Origin of the sequence: Microcoleus asticus IPMA8 (genome assembly GCF_013179805.1) — a bacterium.
Lineage (GTDB): Bacteria > Cyanobacteriota > Cyanobacteriia > Cyanobacteriales > Microcoleaceae > Microcoleus > Microcoleus asticus.
Window position 1 is genome coordinate 27,001 of record NZ_SRRZ01000046.1, and the last position, 22,892, is coordinate 49,892.

21 protein-coding genes and 1 tRNA gene are annotated in these 22,892 nt (G+C 45.5%); 20 read left to right on the forward strand and 2 right to left on the reverse strand.

Annotated features, from left to right (window positions below; genetic code table 11):
- Positions 1–222: 222 nt before the first annotated feature.
- Positions 223–2,682 (reverse strand): CBS domain-containing protein, encoded by a 2,460-nt coding sequence (locus tag E5S67_RS14075; RefSeq protein ID WP_172188167.1) that lies wholly within the window; start codon positions 2,680–2,682, stop codon positions 223–225.
- Between the two features lie 268 nt (positions 2,683–2,950).
- Here E5S67_RS14075 and E5S67_RS14080 point away from each other — a divergent pair, with 268 nt between their 5' ends.
- The 20 genes from E5S67_RS14080 (at position 2,951) to urtE (ending at position 22,066) form a co-directional block, all read left to right on the forward strand.
- The gene (locus tag E5S67_RS14080) at positions 2,951–3,625 is read left to right on the forward strand and encodes a HEAT repeat domain-containing protein (protein WP_172188169.1); all 675 of its coding nucleotides are present in this window, start codon (positions 2,951–2,953) and stop codon (positions 3,623–3,625) included.
- Between the two features lie 177 nt (positions 3,626–3,802).
- The gene (locus tag E5S67_RS14085; protein ID WP_172188171.1) at positions 3,803–4,057 is read left to right on the forward strand and encodes a hypothetical protein; all 255 of its coding nucleotides are present in this window, start codon (positions 3,803–3,805) and stop codon (positions 4,055–4,057) included.
- A 237-nt stretch (positions 4,058–4,294) separates the two neighbouring features.
- Positions 4,295–5,410, forward strand: coding sequence for an inorganic phosphate transporter (locus E5S67_RS14090; RefSeq protein ID WP_172188173.1), 1,116 nt, complete (start codon positions 4,295–4,297; stop codon positions 5,408–5,410).
- Between the two features lie 138 nt (positions 5,411–5,548).
- Complete coding sequence (locus E5S67_RS14095) at positions 5,549–5,890, forward strand: ArsR/SmtB family transcription factor (protein WP_172188175.1); 342 nt, start codon at positions 5,549–5,551, stop codon at positions 5,888–5,890.
- 104 nt (positions 5,891–5,994) lie between these two features.
- A complete protein-coding gene (locus E5S67_RS14100) occupies positions 5,995–6,699 on the forward strand; it encodes an MIP/aquaporin family protein (protein WP_172188177.1) in 705 nt (234 codons plus the stop codon).
- A 7-nt stretch (positions 6,700–6,706) separates the two neighbouring features.
- Entirely contained in the window at positions 6,707–7,363 is a 657-nt protein-coding gene (arsH, locus tag E5S67_RS14105) for an arsenical resistance protein ArsH (protein WP_172188179.1), read from the forward strand.
- A 28-nt stretch (positions 7,364–7,391) separates the two neighbouring features.
- Positions 7,392–7,787, forward strand: coding sequence for an arsenate reductase, glutathione/glutaredoxin type (gene arsC / locus E5S67_RS14110; protein WP_172188181.1), 396 nt, complete (start codon positions 7,392–7,394; stop codon positions 7,785–7,787).
- A gap of 297 nt (positions 7,788–8,084) precedes the next feature.
- The gene (gene arsS, locus E5S67_RS14115; RefSeq protein WP_172188183.1) at positions 8,085–9,071 is read left to right on the forward strand and encodes an arsenosugar biosynthesis radical SAM (seleno)protein ArsS; all 987 of its coding nucleotides are present in this window, start codon (positions 8,085–8,087) and stop codon (positions 9,069–9,071) included.
- A gap of 140 nt (positions 9,072–9,211) precedes the next feature.
- A complete protein-coding gene (locus E5S67_RS14120; protein WP_172188185.1) occupies positions 9,212–9,937 on the forward strand; it encodes a TVP38/TMEM64 family protein in 726 nt (241 codons plus the stop codon).
- Between the two features lie 440 nt (positions 9,938–10,377).
- Positions 10,378–12,798, forward strand: coding sequence for an ATP-binding protein (locus tag E5S67_RS14125; RefSeq protein WP_246276785.1), 2,421 nt, complete (start codon positions 10,378–10,380; stop codon positions 12,796–12,798).
- 261 nt (positions 12,799–13,059) lie between these two features.
- Complete coding sequence (locus tag E5S67_RS14130; RefSeq protein ID WP_172188187.1) at positions 13,060–13,959, forward strand: class I SAM-dependent methyltransferase; 900 nt, start codon at positions 13,060–13,062, stop codon at positions 13,957–13,959.
- Between the two features lie 64 nt (positions 13,960–14,023).
- Positions 14,024–14,752 (forward strand): HAD family hydrolase, encoded by a 729-nt coding sequence (locus E5S67_RS14135; RefSeq protein ID WP_172188189.1) that lies wholly within the window; start codon positions 14,024–14,026, stop codon positions 14,750–14,752.
- A 120-nt stretch (positions 14,753–14,872) separates the two neighbouring features.
- Positions 14,873–14,945: transfer RNA gene (locus E5S67_RS14140), tRNA-Ala, on the forward strand.
- Positions 14,946–15,495: 550 nt separating this feature from the next.
- Entirely contained in the window at positions 15,496–16,815 is a 1,320-nt protein-coding gene (gene urtA, locus E5S67_RS14145; RefSeq protein WP_172188191.1) for an urea ABC transporter substrate-binding protein, read from the forward strand.
- 304 nt (positions 16,816–17,119) lie between these two features.
- A complete protein-coding gene (locus E5S67_RS14150) occupies positions 17,120–18,274 on the forward strand; it encodes an ABC transporter permease subunit (RefSeq protein WP_339382868.1) in 1,155 nt (384 codons plus the stop codon).
- A 27-nt stretch (positions 18,275–18,301) separates the two neighbouring features.
- Positions 18,302–19,444 (forward strand): urea ABC transporter permease subunit UrtC, encoded by a 1,143-nt coding sequence (urtC, locus tag E5S67_RS14155; protein WP_172188195.1) that lies wholly within the window; start codon positions 18,302–18,304, stop codon positions 19,442–19,444.
- Positions 19,445–19,629: 185 nt separating this feature from the next.
- Complete coding sequence (locus E5S67_RS14160) at positions 19,630–20,358, forward strand: TIGR00266 family protein (protein WP_172188197.1); 729 nt, start codon at positions 19,630–19,632, stop codon at positions 20,356–20,358.
- A 128-nt stretch (positions 20,359–20,486) separates the two neighbouring features.
- On the forward strand, positions 20,487–21,233 hold the full coding sequence (urtD, locus tag E5S67_RS14165; protein WP_172188199.1) for an urea ABC transporter ATP-binding protein UrtD: 747 nt from the start codon (positions 20,487–20,489) through the stop codon (positions 21,231–21,233).
- Positions 21,202–21,384, forward strand: coding sequence for a hypothetical protein (locus E5S67_RS14170; protein WP_172188201.1), 183 nt, complete (start codon positions 21,202–21,204; stop codon positions 21,382–21,384). Before urtD ends, E5S67_RS14170 begins: the two co-directional genes overlap by 32 nt.
- Positions 21,368–22,066, forward strand: a complete 699-nt coding sequence (urtE, locus tag E5S67_RS14175; RefSeq protein ID WP_172188203.1) for an urea ABC transporter ATP-binding subunit UrtE — start codon at positions 21,368–21,370, stop codon at positions 22,064–22,066. The genes E5S67_RS14170 and urtE overlap by 17 nt, the downstream gene beginning before the upstream one ends.
- A gap of 191 nt (positions 22,067–22,257) precedes the next feature.
- On the opposite strand, the gene E5S67_RS34400 is transcribed toward urtE, so the two are convergent.
- Positions 22,258–22,872: a pentapeptide repeat-containing protein gene (locus tag E5S67_RS34400; protein WP_339382869.1), complete on the reverse strand. Its 615-nt coding sequence runs from the start codon at positions 22,870–22,872 to the stop codon at positions 22,258–22,260.
- Positions 22,873–22,892: the final 20 nt, after the last annotated feature.

Sequence of the window (22,892 nt, forward strand, 5' to 3'; positions counted from 1 at the left end):
CACCCAAAAAAGCTGACACCCAAAACAAGGATACAAGCCCCAGACAGGAGTCATGGAACTCCCAAAATTTTAGACTCTTGTTCAAGCTCCCAGATTAGTCTGTGGAGTAAATCGAAAATCTAAAATCGTTCGACTGAGCGCGACTTGACTAAGCGATCGGCTAACCTCTCATGCCGAAGTCTAAAATCTAAAATCTAAAATCTAAAATTGATTGATGGCGGACTAATTTTCATCCGGGTTGGTGGGAAATGTAACGGTAAAATTAGTCCAGCCATTGCTGCTTTCAACCTCAATTTTTCCCTGCAACTGTTCGACAAGTTTTTGAACCAAAGCTAAACCCAAACCTGTACCTCCTTGTTTCCAAGGATCGGCGTTCGGAACTCGATAAAATTTCTCAAAAATTCGAGGCAATTCCTCTATGGAAATGGACGATTGATTGCTGAGTTTAAATTGGATTTCTGAAGCTAGAGCAATTGCTTGTCGCGAATTCTTTCTTTGTCCTCGTTGTTCGCAGTATTCGTTTTTGCACTCAACTTTCAGAGAAATTTCGCCGTCATTGGCAGTGTATTTGCAGGCATTGTTGAGGAGCTCTGCTAAAATTCGTCCCAAACTAGCTCGGTTGGAACTGATCGTGGGAAGGTGGCGATCGCACTCTACTCGCAAATCCAGGTGGCGGTCATGGGCCCGGGTGTAAAACGGGTCGATAATAGTAGGCAGCCAGGCTTCTAAGTTTACTGGTTCAAGGTCGATCGGACAAGTTGCGGCTTCGAGCCGCTGCAAATCTAGCAAAGCATTAATCAAATCTGTTTCTCTAGTACATTCTGTTTCTAAAATTTCTAAATAAATCTGGCGCCTGTCTGCTGTGGGAGAAATTCTCAGCATATGAATAGCCATTTTTATATTAGCTAAAGGCGTCCGCAGTTCGTGAGAAACTGTGCTGAGAAATTCATCTTTGAGGACGTTTAAATGCTGGAGTTCGTGAACTTTTTGCTGCAATTCGGCCGTGCGTTCTTGGACTTGACGTTCGAGGTCGGTGTTCAGATTTTGCACTTGCTGATAGAGTTGGGCTTGCTGAATCGCGATCGCGATTTGAGTTGCCAGTTGCTGCAGCAAATCCACTTCCGAAGGCTGCCACTGCCGGGATTCGGAGCACTGATGGACGCACATCATTCCCCATAAATTGCCGTCTTCCAAAATTGGTACAATCAAATAAGCTTTGATTTGCGCTTGCTGGAACCGCGCATATTTTTCGGGGTTCAAACGGGCTTGGTCGATGTCGGGGACGGCATAAATTTCCTGTTCTATCACCGAAGCAGATTCTTGCCAAATATTATCGGGCAGGATTTCTCCCAAGATTGAAGGCCAATTTTCGGCAACGGATTCTGCCACTACAATGCCGTAATTGCTGGACTCTAAATGCAGGATTGCTACTCGATCGGCTTGCAAAACTTGGCGGACTTCATCGACGCTGCCGTGGAGAATTTCTTCGAGGTTTAAGGATTGGTGAATCCGCAAGGAAATGTGAGTTAACAGCCGATCGCGCTGCAATTGTTCGTGGAGTTTTGCAGTCCGTTCCCGCACCTGCTGTTCTAGTTTGGCGTTGCGGCTTTGCAGCAGTTCCACTTTTTCGGCTTGCAGTTGATAAACCGACTGCTGCAACTGTTTGACAACTCGGTACATTTCGGTGGGGTCGAGGACTCTGAGCAAGCTGGTCTGAGTAATAATTCCCAACAGTTCTCCGCGCCCCCCGCACACGACCAACCGCTGCACTTGTTGCTGCTGCATTTCTTTGTGCGCCGTCCACAGGGAATCGGAAGGTTGAAGAAATTGCAGGGGAGTTCTCATGACTTTTTGAGCTGGGGTTTGCTCGAAATTTAGTTCTAGAAACTGTGCCTGCACGATGTCATATTCGGTAAGAATTCCCCGGGGTTGGTGAAACGAATAGTGAAAAATGGAGGTATACTCATCTTTGGGCTTCTCCATTGTTAATTCTTTGTTTTTTGTAATGACTACACAACTGACTTGATGCTCTGACATCAGTTCGGTTATACTCTTCAGCGAGGCGGTGTGGGGCGCTGTAATTGGCGTAGTCATCAATTCTGCTACTCGCCGTAATTTGAGAATATTTGAAGGCTGCAATACTTGGCGAATTCTTTCCCGCGTCAGCACTCCTACCAAGTGGCCCCATTGATTGACGATCGGCAAATAGCGAATCTTGTGCTGGCGAAATAAGGATAAAGCAGTAAACACGTCTTGGTCATCGGATTCTGTGAGGGAGACCGACACCGGGGACATCACTTCGGAAATTGGTATTTTGTGCAGGGCTACTTTATGCTGACTGTCTATTTTGCCAGAAGCTATCAGCCTCACAAGGTCGGCGGGAGTTAATATGCCGATTAACAGTCCGCGGCTGGGGTTCTCGGATAAATTGCCTGTGGTCAAAGTCTGCTGATTCTCCACGACGAACACGCAGCGGGCCCGCACCTTGTCCGGCGCGGACGTTTCGGTCACAGATCCCCGGTCTGAGGGTAAAGGTGTTTTGACTAGGGGACAACTGTTTTGCAACTGACTCATCAAGGCGATCGCCACTGCTAAGGAAGTTTCTGGCCCGGCAGTGAGAGGGTAGCGATCGATCGCTTGTTCTAAGGCTGAGGAGTAAAAGGGCGGGTGGTAAAACGGCATAGTTGATTGCAGGTTGTCAGAGGGCGGCTAACTATCGGGCAAAGCCTTGGGGAACGGCAGAAACACCTCGCCTGTGCTTGGGATTTAAATAATAAACTTTCTAATTAATTATTTTTACGCAATCTGAGCTTTAGATTAATCGTCTCACTAATCCGCAATCTTACCGATCTCAAATCCTTGGGCGGTTTTTACTGCCTGCTTTTCCCCTGAGACTCCCCTATAATCAAAATAACCCGAATGTAAAGTTTTACTACAAGATTTACTCATAATGACAACTTTAAGCTTAGAGCAAATTGCAGCCAAGTTAGAAAGCCAAAATTCAGCGGATCGAATGGTGGCTTTGGCCAACTTGCGGAACGTGCCTGCTGCAGAGGCGGTGCCTTTGATAAAAAAGGTGTTGAACGACGAAAGTTTGCAAGTGCGATCGATGGCTGTGTTTGCTCTCGGGGTCAAACCGACACCAGAGTGCTATCCCATTCTAGTCAAATTGCTAGAAACTGACCCAGATTACGGCATTCGCGCTGACGCTGCGGGTGCTTTGGGCTATCTAGAAGATATCAGAGCTTTTGATGCTTTGGTGCGGGCTTTTTACGAAGATACTCAATGGCTGGTGCGCTTCAGCGCTGCTGTTTCTCTGGGGAATCTCAAAGATCCCCGGGCTCGCGACGTGCTGCTAAAAGCTCTCGACAGCGAGCAAGTGGTGATCCAGCAGGCGGCAATTTCGGCTTTGGGGGAAATTAAAGATCTTGGGGCGATCGATCGCATCCTCGATTTTGCTCAGTCGGAAGATTGGCTGATCCGTCAGCGGCTGGCTGAAGCTTTGGGCAATCTGCCGAGTGTTAAGAGCGTTTCGGCTTTAAAATACTTAGAAAAAGATAGCAATTCTCAAGTATCTGAGGCGGCAACTATTTCTCTCGATCGTTTGTCAAAAGCAGAAGCGTGACATAAAACTTTTAGTATGTTGAGAAACCCGGTTTATTCAATAAACCGGGTTAATCCTTATTTTAGCAATCTTAATAAAATTTATAGAGTATTCAGTAAAACCAGAATGTATTATTTAAGCTGCGAGGGTAAATCGCCAGTTAAAATAGTTGTCGAGTTCCTTTAACCCAAACTAACCATGAATCAAGCGCCCAATCCTTTTAACTCAAATCCCTCCAATCCGCTAGACCCCTTGGAGCAAGAAGTTGACGAGCAAGGTGAAGCATTGCCGAGACAGTACCACCCGGCAACTAAAAAAACTCTGCAAAAAGTCTTTATTATCCTGGTAGTTGTCGGGGCAATTATTGGGGGAATTCTATCTATAGGGGTGATTTCGCTGATGCAGAAGGCGGGATTGACAGATGTGCCGGCAAGGGTACAGAATCCTAAGTGAATGGGTGGGTTGAGCGTACCGGAAGCGATCGCCGAGCCTTAATTATAGTATTGTTCAATATCGTGCCCATGTTGCTTGCGCGAAATTAAGACGCGATCGCTCGCCTAACCCCAAAATAAATCTTAATATTTTAATTATTTTATTTGATGTAACTCTGTCTATACAATCAAATTTGTGGTTGTAGGGGTTTGGGCAAAAAACTTTTTTAAATAAACCACACTTATTCTGAGGAATAAAATGTTACTTATTGCGCTATTTATCGCCACGTTTTTTTTAGCATACTGCAATGGTGCTAATGATAATTTTAAAGGCGTGGCAACACTGTTTGGCAGTCAGACGACGAACTATAAAACAGCAATTACTTGGGCAACGATCACAACTTTTGCAGGTTCAGTATTTTCTATTTTTTTAGCAGAAACGCTGGTAAAAAGCTTTTCGGGAAAAGGGCTAGTTCCAGACGAGATCGCCAATGCCCCAGATTTTCATTTGGCAGTCGCGATCGCTGCGGGTTTAACCGTTATTTTTGCTACCTTAACTGGATTCCCTATTTCCACAACTCACGGTCTTACAGGTGCTCTTGTCGGTGCAGGTTTAGTAGCAATTGCTACTGAAGTTAATTTTACAGCATTGCAGAACACTTTTCTAATGCCTTTGTTGCTGAGTCCCATGATTGCGATTCCATTAGCAGCTTTAATTTATGGGCTGTCTCGTTACCTGCGAGTTTATTTAGGAATCCAGAAAGAATGGTGTATTTGCGCTGGTCAAACTCAACAGATTATTCCCATTCCCCAGCCCGATGCAACTAACATACTTAAGTGCATCACAACCGCTGATGTCGCGGTCGATTCTCTAGATAAATGCACGCAAAGGTACCTGGGAAATTTCTTACAAATTCCCAGCCAAAAGTTAGTGGATGTTTGCCATTTTATGAGTGCGGGAATCGTCAGTTTTGCCAGAGGATTGAACGATACTCCGAAAATTGTTTCGCTGATGTTAGTCGGTCAATCAATATCTGTTCAGTGGGGAAGTTTAGCAGTAGCTTTGGGAATGGCGATCGGCGGTTTATTGAATGCTAAAAAAGTTGCCGAAACAATGAGCAAAAAGCTGACAGCAATGAATACCGGTCAAGGGCTGGTGGCAAACTTAGTGACGGGATTTTTAGTTATTGCTGCCAGTCGCTATGGACTTCCAGTTTCTACTACTCATGTTTCGGTAGGTTCAATTTTTGGTGTCGGATTGATTTCAAAAAAAGCTAATGTGCGCGTTTTCTATCAGATTCTACTATCATGGATTTTGACCTTGCCAATTGCTGCGTTAATCAGCGGCTGTGCTTACTGGGTCTTGCATCGTTAAGAGAATTAATCGTTAGTCCTAGAAGAGAAAGAGTTCGCAGTTGATTTGGGATTGTCATCAAAGGATAACCCGATAAAATATAACGGTAAAAAAAGAAATCGTGCCGGGAGTTTTTGAATAAAATTTTAAGGGTAATTTATGGTTAAAAATTCTCCGATCGCGCCACCTGTTGCAGATAAATCGATCGCTGCTGGCTTTCACGCTCTTTCTGACCCCCTGCGGCTTCAGATTTTGGAGTTGCTGCGGGAACAGGAGTTGTGCGTGTGCGATTTGTGCGATCGACTTGGAGTCCCTCAGTCTAAACTCTCTTTTCACCTCAAAGCCTTGAAGGATGCAGCTTTAGTCCGCAGCCGCCAAGAAAGCCGCTGGATTTACTACAGACTCAATTTGACCCAGTTTGTCGCCCTCGAACAGTATCTCGCCGAATACCGGCGCTTCAGCCAGATCCTGCCGGCGCGCCCCTGTTCCGACGCGGGTTAACCCATCAATATTTCTTAATCACTCAAATACTGATATGGCTTTTTTGATAATTGACATATCAATTTTTATTGATATGATGGGATGGCAACAATTAGTTCAGAGCGATGGATGCAACAGCTCATAGGTTAGCTTGTGCTCGCCGCGATTGCAGGCGAGAGGCGATCGCGGAATTTCTAGGTACATTTATTTTGGTTTTTGCAGGCACCGGCGCGGTGATGGTTAACAAAACTAGCGCTGGTTCGGTAACTCATTTAGGAGTCAGTTTTGTATTTGGGGCAGTAGTAACTGCGATGATTTACGCCCTAGGACACATCAGTGGCGCACACTTTAATCCAGCCGTAACTTTAGGGTTTTGGGCGAGCGGTTTTTTCCCAAAATACAAAGTTTTGCCTTACGTTTTAGGGCAGTGTGCGGGTGCGATCGCAGCTTCTCAATTGCTGCTAATTACCCTAGGAAAAGTAGCAAATCTCGGTGCAACTATTCCTCTCAAAGGTAACTGGTTGCAGTCTCTAATTTTAGAAACAGTTTTGACCTTTATCTTAATGTTGGTCATCCTCGGTTCGGGATTAGATAGACGCGCTCACATCGGCTTTGCCGGGATAGCAATTGGGTTAACTGTAGGCTTAGAAGCTGCATTTATGGGGCCGATTACCGGAGCGAGCATGAATCCGGCACGATCGCTCGGCCCGGCTTTAGTTGGCGGTATTTGGAACCACCATTGGGTTTACTGGGTGGCTCCGATTTGGGGAGCGCAATTAGCAGTCGCAGTTTATCGAGAACTATCTAACGGATTTCGGGATTTTAATTAAAAGTATCATGACAAGTTTTACGCACAAACCGAGAATTCTGTTTTTATACGGCTCGTTAAGAGAGCGTTCTTACAGCCGCTTGTTGGCGGAAGAAGCGGCGAGAATTATTGAGAATTTCGGCGCCGAAGTTAGGTTCTTTAATCCTCTAGAATTACCGATTTACGGCAGCGTTCCCGATACTCATCCGAAGGTTCAAGAGTTGCGGGAATTAAGCCTGTGGTCGGAGGGTCAAGTGTGGTCTAGTCCAGAAATGCACGGCAATATTACCGGCATTATGAAAAATCAAATTGACTGGATTCCTTTAAGCATTGGGGCTGTCAGACCGACTCAAGGCAGAACTTTGGCGGTGATGCAAGTCAGCGGCGGTTCCCAGTCTTTTAATGCTGTGAATACTTTGAGAATTTTGGGCCGCTGGATGCGGATGTTTACGATTCCGAATCAGTCTTCGGTTGCGAAAGCTTATCAGGAATTTAATGAAGATGGGACGATGAAGGATTCGCCTTACCGCGATCGCGCGATCGACGTGATGGAGGAACTGTACAAGTTTACCTTGCTGTTGCGGGAGCAAACGGACTATTTGACCGATCGCCACAGCGAACGCAAGGAACAAGCCGCTAAACAGACGATCGACGTAGCAAATCGCGCGCTTGAAACATCTAACTAACAACTAACAACTAACAACAACAAAAATCATGAAAAAAGTAATGTTTGTTTGCAAAAGAAACTCCTGCCGATCGCAAATGGCAGAAGGATTCGCTAAAACAATCGGAGACGGCAAAATTGGAGTCACCAGTTCCGGTTTAGAATCAAGCAAAGTTCACCCAACAGCAATTCAAGTCATGTCAGAAATCGGCATTGATATCACCGATCAAACATCAAACCCATTAAGGGAATTCAATGCCGAAGACTACGATGCAGTAATTTCTCTCTGCGGCTGCGGTGTAAATTTACCCGAAGTGTGGGTATTGCGAGAAGTGTTTGAAGATTGGCAACTCGACGACCCCGACGGACAACCCATCGAAACTTTTCACCGCGTTCGAGATGAAATTAAAGCACGAGTTGAGAAATTAGTGGACTCTCTAAAGTAAGATTAGTGTCAAAATTAGAATTCTTGCCTTGTCGGTTTTAACTCAGCTCTTGCAGTATTGTCAATAAGCCTTTTATGAACAGGCTTTCCGGCCTGTTCCACAAAAAAATTAATCTCCTGTGGAACAGGCCGGAAAGCCTGTTTTTAATAATGGTGCAAGATGTGAGTTTCAATTAACTTTGTAGCGAGCGGTTAAAATTTGTCGCTGTCGCATCCAAATAATTAGTGCTAAATTATGAGAGGCGTTCCGGCCGAACGCCTCTACATTCGTTGCGATCGGAGACTAAAAGGTTAGCACATGATTCAGACAGCAGTCACGCCTTTCAAAAACAAACTTCACTCAGCTTTAACTAAAAAGCAGATTACGGTTTTACAAATTAATCTCGGCAAACGCTGCAACCTCGCTTGCACTCACTGCCACGTAGAAGCTAGCCCGAAACGAACAGAAGAACTTTCCCCGGAAATTTGCGACCAATTAATTCAAATCATTCGCCGTTTTCCTCAAATTCAAACTGTTGACCTCACTGGCGGTGCTCCCGAAATGCTTTACGGTTTTAAACCGCTGGCGGAAGCTGCCAGGGCCGCAGGTAAAGAGGTAATTGTTCGTTCTAATTTGACGATTTACTTTGAAAAAGGTTTTGAAGATATTCCCGAATATTGCGCGCATCATCAACTCAGAATTGTGGCGTCGCTTCCCTGCTACCAAGCTGACAATGTGGATAAAATGCGCGGCAGCGGTGTTTTTGACACTTCGATTCGGGCCCTGCAAAAGCTAAATCAGTTGGGATACGGGAAAAATCCAAATTTAACTCTGGATTTGGTGTACAATCCACAAGTGCCGGCAACAGACAAGTTTTCGCTAACACCGGAACAGGGCAAGTTAGAGCAAGATTACAAGGTTTATTTAGCAGAACATTTTGGGATTTGTTTTAATCAATTGTTCGCGATTACTAATTTACCGGTGGGACGGACTAAGTTTCATTTGGAACATAAGAAACTCCACAAGCCTTATCTCGGGTTTTTGGAGGAGAATTTTAATCCCGGTACTGTGGAACATTTAATGTGCCGCAACGAATTGTCGATCGACTATTTGGGCAATGTCTACGACTGCGATTTTAACCAAATGGAAAATCTGCCGGCGAAAACTGGCAGCGGGGAAAAGATAACTGTTGCTAAATTGCTCGAATCTGGCAGTTTAGATTTGATTCAAGAGGTGCAAACTGCTGCTTATTGTTACGGCTGTACGGCGGGTTGCGGTTCTAGCTGCGGCGGTACTTTGATTTGAGAAGGAAGAAGGAAGAAGGAAGAAGGAAGAAGGAAGAAGGAAGAAACTATGCTCTTGGGCCCGATTCCCGATTCCCGATTCCCCATGCTTTTGGGCCCAATGCCCCATGTCCATATTATTGAGAGTGGAGAGTTTAGGTAATGAATGATTCGCGATCGCCCGGTGAGAATCCGCCGCCATCCAACAGTTGGAAGCTGATTTTAGGGATTGGTTTAGCTGTGGCTTTAATTGCAGCGACTAAGTTTTTTAATTTCCAAGGAATTTTGAAAAATGCGCTGGAGTCGATCGCTAGTCTCGGCCCTTGGGGCCCGGCAGCTTTTATTTTAATTTACATTGTAGCAACCGTTCTATTTATCCCCGGTTCTTTGCTGACTCTCGGTTCTGGCGTTTTGTTCGGAGTCGTTGGCGGTTCGGTTTGCGTTTCCATCGGTTCAGTTTTAGGCGCAACTTGCGCTTTTTTAACAGGAAGGTATTTAACTCGCGACTGGGTTTCCAAACAGATAGAGGGCAATCAAAAATTTAAGGCGATCGACTCCGCAGTTGCCTCTGAAGGATGGAAAATTGTGCTGCTGACGCGGCTTTCTCCCATTTTTCCGTTTAATTTGCTTAACTATGCTTTTGGAGTCACGCAGGTATCGCTAAAAGACTATTTTTTCGCATCTTGGATCGGCATGATTCCGGGAACTGTCATGTATGTTTATATCGGTTCCCTGGCCGGGAGTTTGGCTGCACTGGGATCGCAAGGGCGATCGCGCACTGCTGCTGAGTGGACTCTCTACGGCATTGGTTTGCTAGCAACGATCGCCCTCACCGTTTATGCAACCCGCTTCGCCAAAAAAGCTTTAGAGGAAAAAATTTCCCCTTAAAACCGCAGCGCAAATTGGTAAAATTGTCAAGAGGGTTTTGCCCATACATTATAATACCTTGCTAATTTAAAAAGCTCCGTATTTTCTCTGTGTTATTTACAATTATTTTGTTATACAAACAAGATAGATATTAAAGATATCGTAAAGCACTCACCTCAAGTAGGTAAACCGAAGGTCGAAATATAAAATTGATGCCACAATAGAATGCGAGTGTCCTACCAGAATAAAAACTCTTTGCAGTCAGGAATGCAAATCATACCATTTTAGACTTGAGATTAAAGGATTGAAGAATTGGGAATAACTAATCACTACTAGCGTTTTTATCTCGGCTACAGTTGCATTCTTTTCTTAAACTGGTGTCACTACTTGCCTGATATTAATTCTGCCGAAGGACCAAGGAAGCATGCCGTTTGATGAATTTGACTCTGAGGGAACATTTGATGATGCAAAACCCAGCAAATCAAGCCAGATCTATGTCTGCGCCGCACCCAACAAAAAAGCTGCGCCGCTTTTGGGACAACATCAGCAGTTCTGCTCAATCAGGGTGGCAACAAGCGCACAGTCTTTGGCAGCACAGACGGCAGCGCCGCCATTTGCTGACCCTGCTAATTCTGGCCACCACGGCTTTAACCATTAGCACAACTGCTTGTATCAGCTATTTTTTTGTGCGCGGACTAATCCTCGACAATTTAAAGCAAATAGCACTATTAAAACTAGAAAAAGGCACCGACGAAATCGACCGCTGGCTCAGCAGCCGCAAAGCAGAAATAGAAACCATTGCTTACGATCCTACGGTTCGGACTCTCAATTGGCAATTAGTCGAGCCCCGGTTGCAAGGAGAAATATACAGATTAAAAGAGTATTTCATCCTGTCATTAACTCAATCCGACGGCTCATTTATCAACACTTTAGGCAACCGCGGAAACACCAAAGACCGCCAACACTTTCGCACAACAATGGCCGGGTATGTCAACGTTTCCGACCCGCTGATCGGCCGCAGTACAAAAGTTTCGACGATCATCATTTCAGCTCCTATTTGGCCCTTGCCTCCCGGTTCCAATAAAGTAATTGGAGTCCTCGCAGGCGCTATAAAATTAGACAGAGTAGCATCTGTGGCTAACAGCTTGCAGTACGGTTCCGACAGTTATGCTTTTGCGATCAATTCACAAGGAGTGCCAATTGTTCATCCCAACAATAACTTAATCGGAAATATAGATTGGCCGGCCCCAAGCTTTTTACAGTCACAAGACCCCGCACTCTCCACAATTGCGCGGCAGATGATCGACCGCCAGACGAACATCGAACTGGTAAAAATAGATAACAAATGGGTGTATGTGGCCTATGCTCCCCTCAAGGAAGTTAACTGGTCGATGGCTTTAGTAATTCCCCGCGAAAATATTGAATCCCAATTGCAAGCATTAAATTTGCTGACATCTGTAGTCGCCGGACTGCTCGGCCCGGCAATGCTAGCAGCAATTTGGCTAATTTACTCTTCCGAAAACAACCGCGCTCAAGCGGAGCGAGAAGCGATGCTCAACCGGATTGCCGGACGCATTCGGGCTTCCCTAGAATTAGACAAAATCGTGCAAAGTACAGTCGAAGAAATAGTAAGTTTGCTGCATCTAGAACGGGCGGCTTTTGGTTGGTACGAACCGCAAAACAAAATGTTAAAAATTATGTCGGAATCTTGCCACTCGGATTCTCCGACACCAGCCATAAAGTTTGATCCTTACTTTATCGAAAATGTGTTAGTACGGAGCGGTCAAAGCGAACCAATTATTCTTTCGAGCGACACTTTGGCGCAGTGTGCAGCTCAACATATCGAATTTAAAGCTAATAGCTATTTAGCCGTACCTGTTCAGACTCAGAACCAGCCGCAGGGTTATTTAATTTGCAGCCACGCTACTCATTGGCTGTGGAGCGAGGAGGAAATTCAACTTTTAAAAGCTGTGGCAGACCAATTGGCGATCGCAATTACTCAAGCTCACCTTTACAGTCAAACCCAAGACCAAATAAAACGGCTCAATAGTGCCTTAAATGAACTGAAAACAACTCAAACTCATTTAGTGCAGAGCGAAAAAATGTCATCATTAGGTCAAATGGTGGCCGGGATAGCGCACGAAATCAACAACCCCGTTAACTTCATTTCCGCTAATTTGCCTCACACCAGCAAATATACTAAAGATTTGTTAGACTTGGTGAGTTTATACAAACAAACCTTCCCAGAGGTTCCCCAGGAAATCGCAGATTTTGTAGAAGAAATTGAGTTAGAATTTATCGAGGAAGATTTGCCGCATATATTGGATTCTATGAAAATAGGAACTGAACGCATTCGCAGCATAGTTCTTTCTTTGCGCAACTTTTCTCGCCTCGATGAATCTGACAAAAAGCTGGCAGACATTAACGAAGGTATGGAAAATACCTTGCTGCTGCTCTCCAACCGCCTCAAAAATAGAATTTATATAGTCAAGAAATACGGAAAAGTGCCTTTAGTCGAGTGCTATCCGTCTCAGCTCAATCAGGTGTTTATGAACTTGCTGAGCAATGCGATCGATGCCTTGAACGAGATAGATCGCCTGGATAAAATCATTACAATTTCCACGGGAGTCGGTCGCGAAAATGGCGGTAAATTTCTGAAAGTGGCGATCGCAGACAACGGCCCGGGCATTCCCGACAGCGTTAAAGACCAAATTTATAACCCATTTTTTACTACTAAACCCGTAGGCAAAGGCACTGGTTTGGGGTTAGCAATTAGCTACAAAATTGTAGTGGACGGACACGGTGGCAGCATCGAAATTTCTAAACCTCCGGGCGGTGGCACGGAGTTTTTGGTAAAAATTCCTATTAGTAACGGCAAGTAAGACTATTTTAGATTTTAGATTTTAGATTTTAGATTTTAAATTTGGGAATGCCTATAATACAAGGTTTTGGATATTATCTACAGTTGCATTATTTTTGGAAAGTGGTATCAGGAGGAAGTGGGAAGGGAAGCCCACGGAGTTTGTAACCGAGGTAAGGGATAGAGGTTCGAGGGAAGAGGGAAGAGCGACTCAACAGTTTGAATGAATGCTAAGTTGACGGCCTTTGGCTAAAATTAGAATAGTTTTTGTTAAAGGAGTTTTATGGCTGTTGGCAAGGATACAATTTTCGAGCGCTTTTTGTCGCCCCTGATTCGACTGGCGATCGACGAAGAAGCACTGAAACGACTCTACGAAGGTATCGACTGGGAAACAGCGGGCGATCGCTACCGACAACCCGACCTAGTTTATCCCGAATATTACAGCAGCCAAAACTTTCACGGCATTAAAGGTGGCTACCTCAACCCCAGTGCCGCCGTTTCCTACGATCCAATCACGCAATATGTTTTGCCCCCCCACGAAACAGTCGTCAGGCAAGGCTTAATAGACGCTGTGCGGGTGAAACCGCGCCGAATCATCGATTTGGGATGCGGCACAGGTTCGACAACGCTCATGCTCAAGCAGGCTTTTCCCGAAGCGGAAGTTGTCGGCCTGGACTTGTCGCCTTATATGCTGGTAGTTGCCGAAATTAAAGCCCAAAAAGCAGGCTTAAATATCGAATGGTTGCACGGAAATGCCGAAAGCGTTGCTTTTCCCGATGCCAGCTTCGATTTAGTCGCAGCTTCCTTGCTGTTTCACGAAACGCCACCTGCTGTATCGCGGGCAATTTTGCGAGAAAGCTTCCGACTGCTGAAGGTTGGGGGACAAGTGGCAATTTTGGACGGAAATCAAAAAACTTTGCAGCAGACAGAGTGGCTGACTGATATCTTTGAAGAGCCTTATATTAAGTCTTACGCGGCTGGCAGCCTCGATGCTTGGGTGGGGGCGGCTGGATTCGCGGCGGTGCAAACTCACGAACACTGGTGGGTAAATCAGGTAACGCAGGGTGTGAAACCTTTGCCTGGGGAAGATTTGGAACAGGTGCGGGTGGCGGCGGGGTGGAATCCTATCGATCGAACTCCTGATTTTGGTGGCGATTTACCAGGCATACCAGCTCCCGCTTGATGTATTAACTGTTGATTGTTGACTGTTAAGAGGCTAATAACTAATGATTAATGACTCATGACTAATGACTCTAAAAGCAGTTTTATTTGATTTTAATGGTGTGATTGTTAATGACGAGCCGATTCACGAGAAAATAATCGATCGATTGATGCTGGATGAAAATCTCCAGCTCAAACGTGGGGAGGTTCGAGAAGTTTGTTTGGGAAGGAGCAATCGCGCTTGCATTACCGCACTGCTCGAGCGCCGGGGACGATTTTTGACAGAAACATACCTCGCTCGGCTGCTGCTGCGCAAGGCCGAAGCTTACAAAGTTCAAATAAATACTTTGGAGAAACTGCCGATTTATCCCGGTTTGACAGAATTTATTGCCCAAATTCGGGCCGCCGGACTGAAAATGGCCGTAGTTAGTGGGGCAATGCGATCGGATATAGAATTGGTGTTAGATCGGGCCGGTTTGGCAGCAAACTTTGAGTTAATTGTTGCAGGCGACGACTTGAGGGCGAGCAAACCAGCACCCGACGGCTATCTATTAGCTGTGGAACTTCTCAACCAGAAATATCCCGAATTTAACCTGCAACCGATCGAGTGTTTGGCGATAGAAGATACTTTTGCGGGGATTGAAGCGGCGAAAAAAGCGGGGATTCAGGTAGCAGGGGTGACTCACACTTACCCATTTCACATGATCCAGCGCCAAGCTAATTGGACGGTGGACTATTTTGCTGATTTAGAGTTGGACAGGGTGGCGGAACTTTGCTCGATCGCCCCCACTGAGCCGGCTGCGCAAAACACTTGACCTTTTTAGCAGTTACGTGCTAACGTAGGTGACGGTCTGCGAACGTGAGAGCGAGCAAGACCTGTAAGCCTTTTAAATTCGGCAATCCCGCATCTAAAATGCTAAATTAAAACTCAATCAGGGGAATTAGCTCAGTTGGTAGAGCGCTGCGATCGCACCGCAGAGGCCAGCGGTTCGAGTCCGCTATTCTCCATAAATCAGGGGCATTTCTACAAGTGACGATCGTACTGAAAGCGAAGTGCGATCGTCACCTGCTTTGACACAAGCCTATGTTGGGCGATCGAGCCGGTTGGTGCCTAAGTTCTAGCATCAATAACCTTTTAAGAGCGAGCAACCGGGTTTCTATGTTGTGCGATCGACCCAGTTTCTGACTAACTCGTAGCATCAATAAGATAATTTAAGATAATTTATGTAAAGAAATCGGCTTTCTAATGTCACACTAATTGCTGAAAAGACGTATTTTGGTGTCTAAACCCGGTTTCAGAACAGAATGCAACGGTAGGCCCGTGCACCAAACCCTTATTTCATCGTGAAGCTCAAATCTAAAATCTTACATCTAACATGGTATCAGCCGGGTTTCTGCCGCAGTTGCCATCAATCCCCACAAAGCATTCATTTTGTGAAAAACACTAAGTTTTGTAGCTAAACATACAACAGTCTGATGAGCCTAGTCTTAATATCAAGTCGCTATGTGTTATTATTCTCAATCATCTGACTCATCTATTCAAGAGTAACCAGAAAAAATGGCAAAGCGATTCGATCGGCGGAAATTTCTTTTATACGGTTCTGCTACCCTAACATCAAGTTTATTTCTCAAAGCTTGTAGAACTCCCACTCCAACAGCAACTCCAGCCACTTCGCCCACATCAACAGGAACTACACCAGCAGCAGGCAGTGGAAACACGATCAAAGTAGGAATTTTGCATTCCTTGAGCGGCACGATGTCAATCAGTGAAAAAAGCGTTGTCGATGCCGAACAATTAGCGATCGAAGAAATTAATAAAGCTGGCGGTGTCCTCGGAAAACAAATCGAAACAGTAATAGAAGATGGCAACTCAGACTGGCCGACTTTTGCCGAAAAAGCCAAAAAATTGATCGACCAAGATAAAGTTGTCACCGTCTTCGGCTGCTGGACATCCGCCAGCCGCAAAGCAGTATTGCCAGTATTTGAAGAAAAAAATCATATGCTCTGGTATCCCGTACAATACGAGGGTCAAGAGTGTTCCAAGAACATCTTTTATACTGGGGCAGCGCCGAACCAGCAAATCGAACCAGCAGTGGACTGGCTGCTAGAAAATAAAGGCAAAAAATTCTTCTTAGTCGGGTCTGACTACGTTTTCCCCCGCACGGCAAATACCATTATCAAGGCACAGCTAGCAGCCAAAGGTGGCGAATTAGTTGGGGAAGATTACATTCCTTTGGGCGGGACAGAAGTCACGCCAATTATTACTAAAATTAAGGCAGCTTTGCCTGACGGGGGCGTCATTTTCAATTCCCTCAACGGCGACAGCAACGTAGCATTTTTCAAACAGTTGCAGGGTGCAGGTTTGGGGCCGGACAAATATCCGTCAATGTCTGTCAGTATTGCGGAAGAAGAAGTAAAGGCGATCGGCGTAGAATATCTTAAAGGCCATTACGCCGCCTGGAATTACTTCATGACTGTGGAATCTCCGGGAAATACAAAGTTTGTGGAAGCTTTCAAAGCAAAATACGGCAAAGATAGAGTGACTAACGACCCGATGGAAGCAGCTTACATCATGGTGTACCTGTGGAAGCAAGCCGTCGAAAAAGCAGGGACAGCCGACGATTTGGAAAAAGTGCGGGCAGCAGCTTTGGGTCAAACTTTTGACGCGCCGGAGGGCAAAGTTACGATGGAAAATAACCACCACATCTCTAAATTTGTGAGGTTGGGCGAAGTGAGAGACGACGGTTTGTTTAACATTGCTTTTGCTACGCCACAAGCAGTGCAGCCGGTTCCTTGGAATCAGTTTGTCGCTGAAACAAAAGGCTTTTCTTGCGATTGGTCAGACCCCGCAAAAGGCGGAAAATTCAAGAGTTCATAATTAAGTTAATTTAAAACTCTATTCCGGGTGCGCATTGCGCACCTTTCCCCTTACATAACTGTGCCGATAAAAAGTCGCTCCGGGTGCTGAGGGCGCACCTTCCCCTCATACAAAAACTTGCGTCTTTATCGCGCAATGCGTACCTTTCCCGGATTTATTAGCTTACCTAAAACATCGCTCAGTGCGCTGATGTCGCACCTTCTCCTAATACAAAAACTCGCGTCTTTAGGGTGTGCATTGCACACATTAGTTGTTACATAATTGCACCAAATATTATAGAAAAATAGGAGGATAAAAAGTGGCGATCGGCTTATTGGACGGTTTATTTAACGGCATTAGCATCGGCGCTGTTTTACTAATTGCAGCCCTGGGGTTAGCGATTATTTTCGGGCTGATGGGCGTGATTAATATGGCTCACGGCGAGTTGATGATGCTGGGGGCTTATACAACTTTCGTGGTGCAAAATGTCTTCAAAGGTATCGGAGGATTTGCTTTTGAAACCTATATTTTATTTGCGATTCCTCTAGCTTTTTTAGTAGCTGCGTTAGTAGGATTAATTCTGGAACGCGGAGTGATTCGCTATCTTTACGGACGGCCGCTAGAAACTCTACTTGCAACTTGGGGCGTAAGTTTAATTTTGCAGCAGTTTGTCCGCAGCGTCAGTTGGGTGCTGGTAATTGGGATTGCGGTGTTTTGTTTGCTGTTTTTTGGAGGTTTGCGAGTGCTGAAGCAGCGATCGGATTTCGATCGCATTCGCAGCAAAATTGTCGCCATAATTTTGCCTTTATCTTTGGGTATTTCCTGGGCGGCGAGCGCCTTTTTAGGGCAAACTTACCAACTCGCAGTAACTAAACCTTGGTTTGGCGCTCAAAATGTGGATGTGACTGCGCCTGCATGGCTGCGCGGCGGCATCCCGCTGGGCAATTTTCAGTTGCCCTACGCCCGACTTTTTATTATTGCGCTGACAGGAATTTGTTTGGCGGGAATTTACTTATTTTTGCAGCGTTCTGTATGGGGACTTCGCATTCGCGCTGTGACGCAAAATCGCAGCATGAGCGCGTGTTTGGGAATTCCTACCGAACAAGTAGACGCGCTGACTTTTGCTTTGGGTTCGGGGTTGGCAGGTGTCGCTGGGTGCGCGATTAGTTTGATCGGTTCCGTAGGGTCAAATACCGGACAAAATTATATAGTCGATACCTTTATGGTGGTGGTTGTGGGCGGTGTCGGCAAGATTGTGGGGAGTGTAGTTGCTGCGATCGCGATCGGTACTGCAAATTATCTGATCGGTTCGGGAACCTTAGCAATAATGTTAGCTCCTGTCAAGCCTTTAGCCGACTTCTTCACATTTTTCGCCACAACCAGCATGGCAAAAGTAATGGTATTCGCCTTAATTATGGCTTTTCTGCAAGTGAAGCCGGGAGGGATTTTCCCGCAAAAAGGGCGAACGGTAGAAAATTAAAAATTACAACTGCTAGGGTAGCGAAAAATGCAGAAAAAATATCAAAAAGCCTGGCTAAAAGAAGCGGCAATTGTCAGCGCGATCGCCCTCACATTCATATTCCTGATCCCAGGAATACTCCCCGACGTTCGGCTCAATCAATTGGGGCGATTTTTAGCACTAGCAATTGCCGCCCTCGGCATTGACTTGATTTGGGGATACACGGGTTTGCTGAGTCTCGGACACGGCGTATTTTTTGCGATCGGCGGCTACGCCTTCGCCATGCACCTAAAATTGCAAATTCCCCCAACCGCCAGCAGTCAATTGCCAGAATTTATGAACCTCTACGGCGTTACCGAACTGCCCTGGTTTTGGCAACCATTTTATTCATTTCCTTTCTCAGCATTAGCAGTAGTTCTCATCCCCGCTATATTGGGCGCACTTTTGGGTTATTTAGTATTCCGCAATCGAATTCGAGGCGTTTACTTTTCAATTCTCACCCAAGCAGCAACTATTGTATTTTTCAACTTCTTTAACGGTCAACAAAAACTCATTAACGGAACCAACGGACTCACCGACTTTAAAACCTTGTTCGGAGCCACAGTAAATGACCGAGATACTCAATATATTTTCTACATTCTCACCATACTATTTCTAGCAGCAACTTACGCCCTCTGCCGCTGGCTGACCAGCGGGCGTTTCGGCCGCCTGTTAGTAGCAATTCGCGACGACGAAATACGCCTGCGTTTCTCAGGTTACAATCCCACAGGATACAAAGTTTTAGTCTTTGCAATTTCCGCCGGTTTAGCCGGGATTGCAGGCGCATTATTTACCGTACAAACCGGAATTATTTCGCCAAAAGCAATGGATATTGCCTTTTCAATTGAAATGGTAATCTGGGTCGCGGTGGGAGGTCGCGCCACATTATCGGGAGCAATATTGGGAGCGCTGCTAGTCAACTTTGGCAAGAGTTTCTTGAGCGAACAATTCCCCGAAGTGTGGCTATTTTTCCAAGGCGCGCTATTCCTAATAGTAGTTACAGTGCTGCCCGACGGCTTAGTAGGATGGCTGCAACATCAAGGTTTCGACCAAATTCGCACCCTGTTCAGAAGACCGAAGTACGCATCTACTTACCCCAGCCTGGAACAAGACCCCCAAGTGCAGCGCGAAAAAGAAGAACTTGAACATTGAGTGCAAAAAGATCGTGTATATATAAGTAGGCGGACATAAATAAATGTCACCCGGCAGCGAGGAACGAAGCAATCGCAATAGACTGGGGAAAAGCTGGGTTTCTCTCTGAGGATACGCAATATATATGTCCACCTACTTATATATCCTTAGCAAACAGCTTCGTTCTTTAACTTGAGGGGAAACATATGGCAGATATTATTGACTACAAAATTTACGGCGACGATTTGCAACTCATCGAAATTGAACTCGACCCCAAAGAAGGTGTCAGGGCTGAAGCTGGAACCATGACATACATGGAAGGCGACATCCAAATGCAAACATCTACAGGCGGCGGCTTATTTCAAGGTTTCAAACGGATGCTGACAGGAGCGGGTTTTTTCATTACCACCTTTGTCAACGCCGGAAATCGCAAAGCCCGCGTCGCTTTTGCCGCCCCCTATCCAGGTAAAGTAATTCCCCTCGATTTAGGTCAACTTGGCGGTAAATTTTTGTGTCAAAAAGACTCATTTCTCTGTGCGGCCAACGGCATTGAAATTGAGGTTGCTTTCACCAAACGGCTCGGTGCCGGTTTCTTTGGCGGAGAAGGTTTTATTCTGCAAAAATTGCAGGGTGACGGGCTAGCTTTTGTTCATGCGGGAGGAACAATAGTTGAGAAAAATTTGGGAGCTGGCGAAGTGTTGCGAGTAGACACCGGCTGTTTAGTAGCTTTTGCTCCCACAGTAGACTACGACATTCAATTTGTTGGCGGGTTTAAAAATGCTTTATTTGGAGGTGAAGGCTTGTTTTTGGCAAAGATGACTGGGCCTGGAAAAGTATACGTGCAAAGTTTGCCACTCTCGAAGTTAGCTGAACGCATTTTAGCTGCCACTCCACCTCCAATTTCGAGCAGTTCTAGCAGTTTTAGTTTAGAGTAAACTGCCAGCAAAAAGTAGAAAATATGGTGTCACGGCAGGGTAAAAAATCTGCTTAATAAGGAGAAGATTTGCGTTACGCACCTACAAAGGGTATCGGTTGTTGTCCATTAGTGAGTTAATTACTAATTATGAATGGAAAAGTATTAGAAATAGAAAACTTGACTGTTAGTTTTGATGGTTTTAAAGCTATCAACGGTTTGAATTTCAGCATGGATGCGGGTGAACTGCGAGTTATCATTGGCCCCAACGGTGCGGGGAAAACAACTTTTCTCGATTCGATTACCGGGAAGGTGCAGCCAACAGAGGGCAGGGTGTTATTTAAGGGACAAAATTTGCGCAGGTTGTCGGAAGATAGGATTTCCCGCTTGGGAATTGGTCGCAAGTTTCAGACGCCGCGAGTTTACTTAAATTTAACGCCGCGCGAAAATTTGGAATTGTCTTGCAGCAGCCCTAAAAATGTTTTTTCGACTTTGTTCAAGCCTGCTTCTACTGCTGAAAAACGCACGGTTGCCGGTTTGTTAGAAACAATTGGTTTAGTTGCTAAAGCTGATGTTTCGGCTGGTTTGCTTTCTCACGGGGAAAAGCAATGGTTGGAAATTGGAATGTTGGTGGCTCAATCTCCTGATTTGTTGTTGGTAGATGAACCTGTGGCGGGTTTGACTGATGAGGAAACGGTGTTAACTGGAGATTTGCTGATTTCGCTGGCCGAAAGTCATTCGGTGTTGGTAATTGAACATGATATGGAGTTTGTGCGGCAAATTGCGCAGCAGGTTACGGTGTTGCATCAGGGTGCAGTTTTGTGCGAGGGGACTATGGATGAGGTGCAAAATGACGATCGGGTAATTGAGGTATATTTGGGAAAACCGGAAGAGTAAGAGGAAGGAAGAAGGAAGAAGGAAGAAGGAAGAAGGAAGAAGGAAGAAGGAAGACGGAAGACGGAAGACGGAAGACGGAAGAAGTTATTTGTTAGTTGCTACCAATTTTCCTGCCCAATTACCAATTAAAAACTATGCTACAAGTCTCTAATTTGAATGTTTATTACGGCGAAAGTCACATTTTGCGCGATGTCGATTTAAGCGTCATGGCGGGGCAAATGGTTTGCTTGATCGGCCGAAATGGTGTGGGCAAAACTACTATGCTAAAAACGATTATGGGGTTGCTGCAACCGCGCGGCGGCACTATTGCTTTTGGCGGCGAATCTATTGCTTCTAAGTTGACTCACCAGCGGGCGAAAATGGGCATTGGTTACGTGCCTCAAGGACGCGAAATTATTCCCCGTTTGACGGTCAAAGAAAATCTCTTGTTAGGTTTGGAAGCGAAACTAACCAAAAGCAAAAATCCTGAAGTTCCTGATGAAATTTTTGATTTATTTCCTGTTTTGAAAACTATGCTCGATCGCCTGGGAGGTGATTTGAGCGGGGGACAGCAGCAGCAGTTAGCTATTGCTAGAGCTTTGATGGGTGAGCCGAAATTGCTGGTTTTGGATGAACCGACGGAAGGGATTCAACCGTCTATTATTTTAGATATAGAAGCTGCGGTACGCCGCGTAGTTGCGACTAGAGGAATTTCTGTTTTGTTGGTGGAGCAACATTTGCATTTTGTGAGGCAAGCTGACTGGTATTATGCTATGCAAAAAGGCGGGATTGTGGCTTCTGGAAGCACTAGCGAATTAAGCGATGAGGTGATTCAGAGGTTTTTGGCTGTTTGATTCAGAAGGAAGAGGGAAGAAGGAAGAAGGAAGAAGGAAGAGGAAAGAGGGAAGCTGTAAACGAGGCAACGAGGCAGAGCCTCTAGATATTGATTCCCAGGCTCTGCCTGGGAAAAAGGCATTCCGTTCGGGCATCATCCCCACTTTGTTTGATAAGAAGCGATTTCAATCGCCCAGGAAACGAGGCTGTATTATTGATTTTTCCGGCCGTCGGGCATTGTGGTGCCGGCCATACTTGCTCGATCGATACTAGCGCCATCTATATTAGCATTGCGGAGGTTGGCATCGGAAAGATTGGCATCCCTCAAGTCGGAAAATCGCAGGTCTGCACCGTCTAGATTTGTCTTTGTCAAGTTAGCTTTTCTGAGGTTAGCGTTGCTGATTCTCGCTCCTACTAATTCGGCTCCGCTTAAGTTTGTGCGAGCTAGATTGGTGTTGACAAAATCTGAGATCTCGAAGCGACTACCGCTGAGGTTGGCATCTGATAAATCTGATCCTGTAAGGATGGGATTTTTTAAGTTAATGTTAATTAATTTTACGGCTCGGAGGTCGCAGCGGGAGCAGCTTTGAGTTAGCAGCAGCGTTTCGACGTTGGCGTTGATTAGGTCGATTTGTGGCTGGGAGAAATTTTCTGCAAATTCTGGGGAGACGTAGCCGAGCTTTTTGGGGTCGTCTGCTTTTGGTTGGGGTGTTTGGATGGGTTGGGGTGTTTGGATGGGTTGGGGTGTTTGGATGGGTTGGGGTGTTTGTGGTAGTAGAAGTAGGGTAGGATAGTGACTAGGGTGTTGATGGAGAATTGAGTAGATTTACATTAATATTAGAGTTT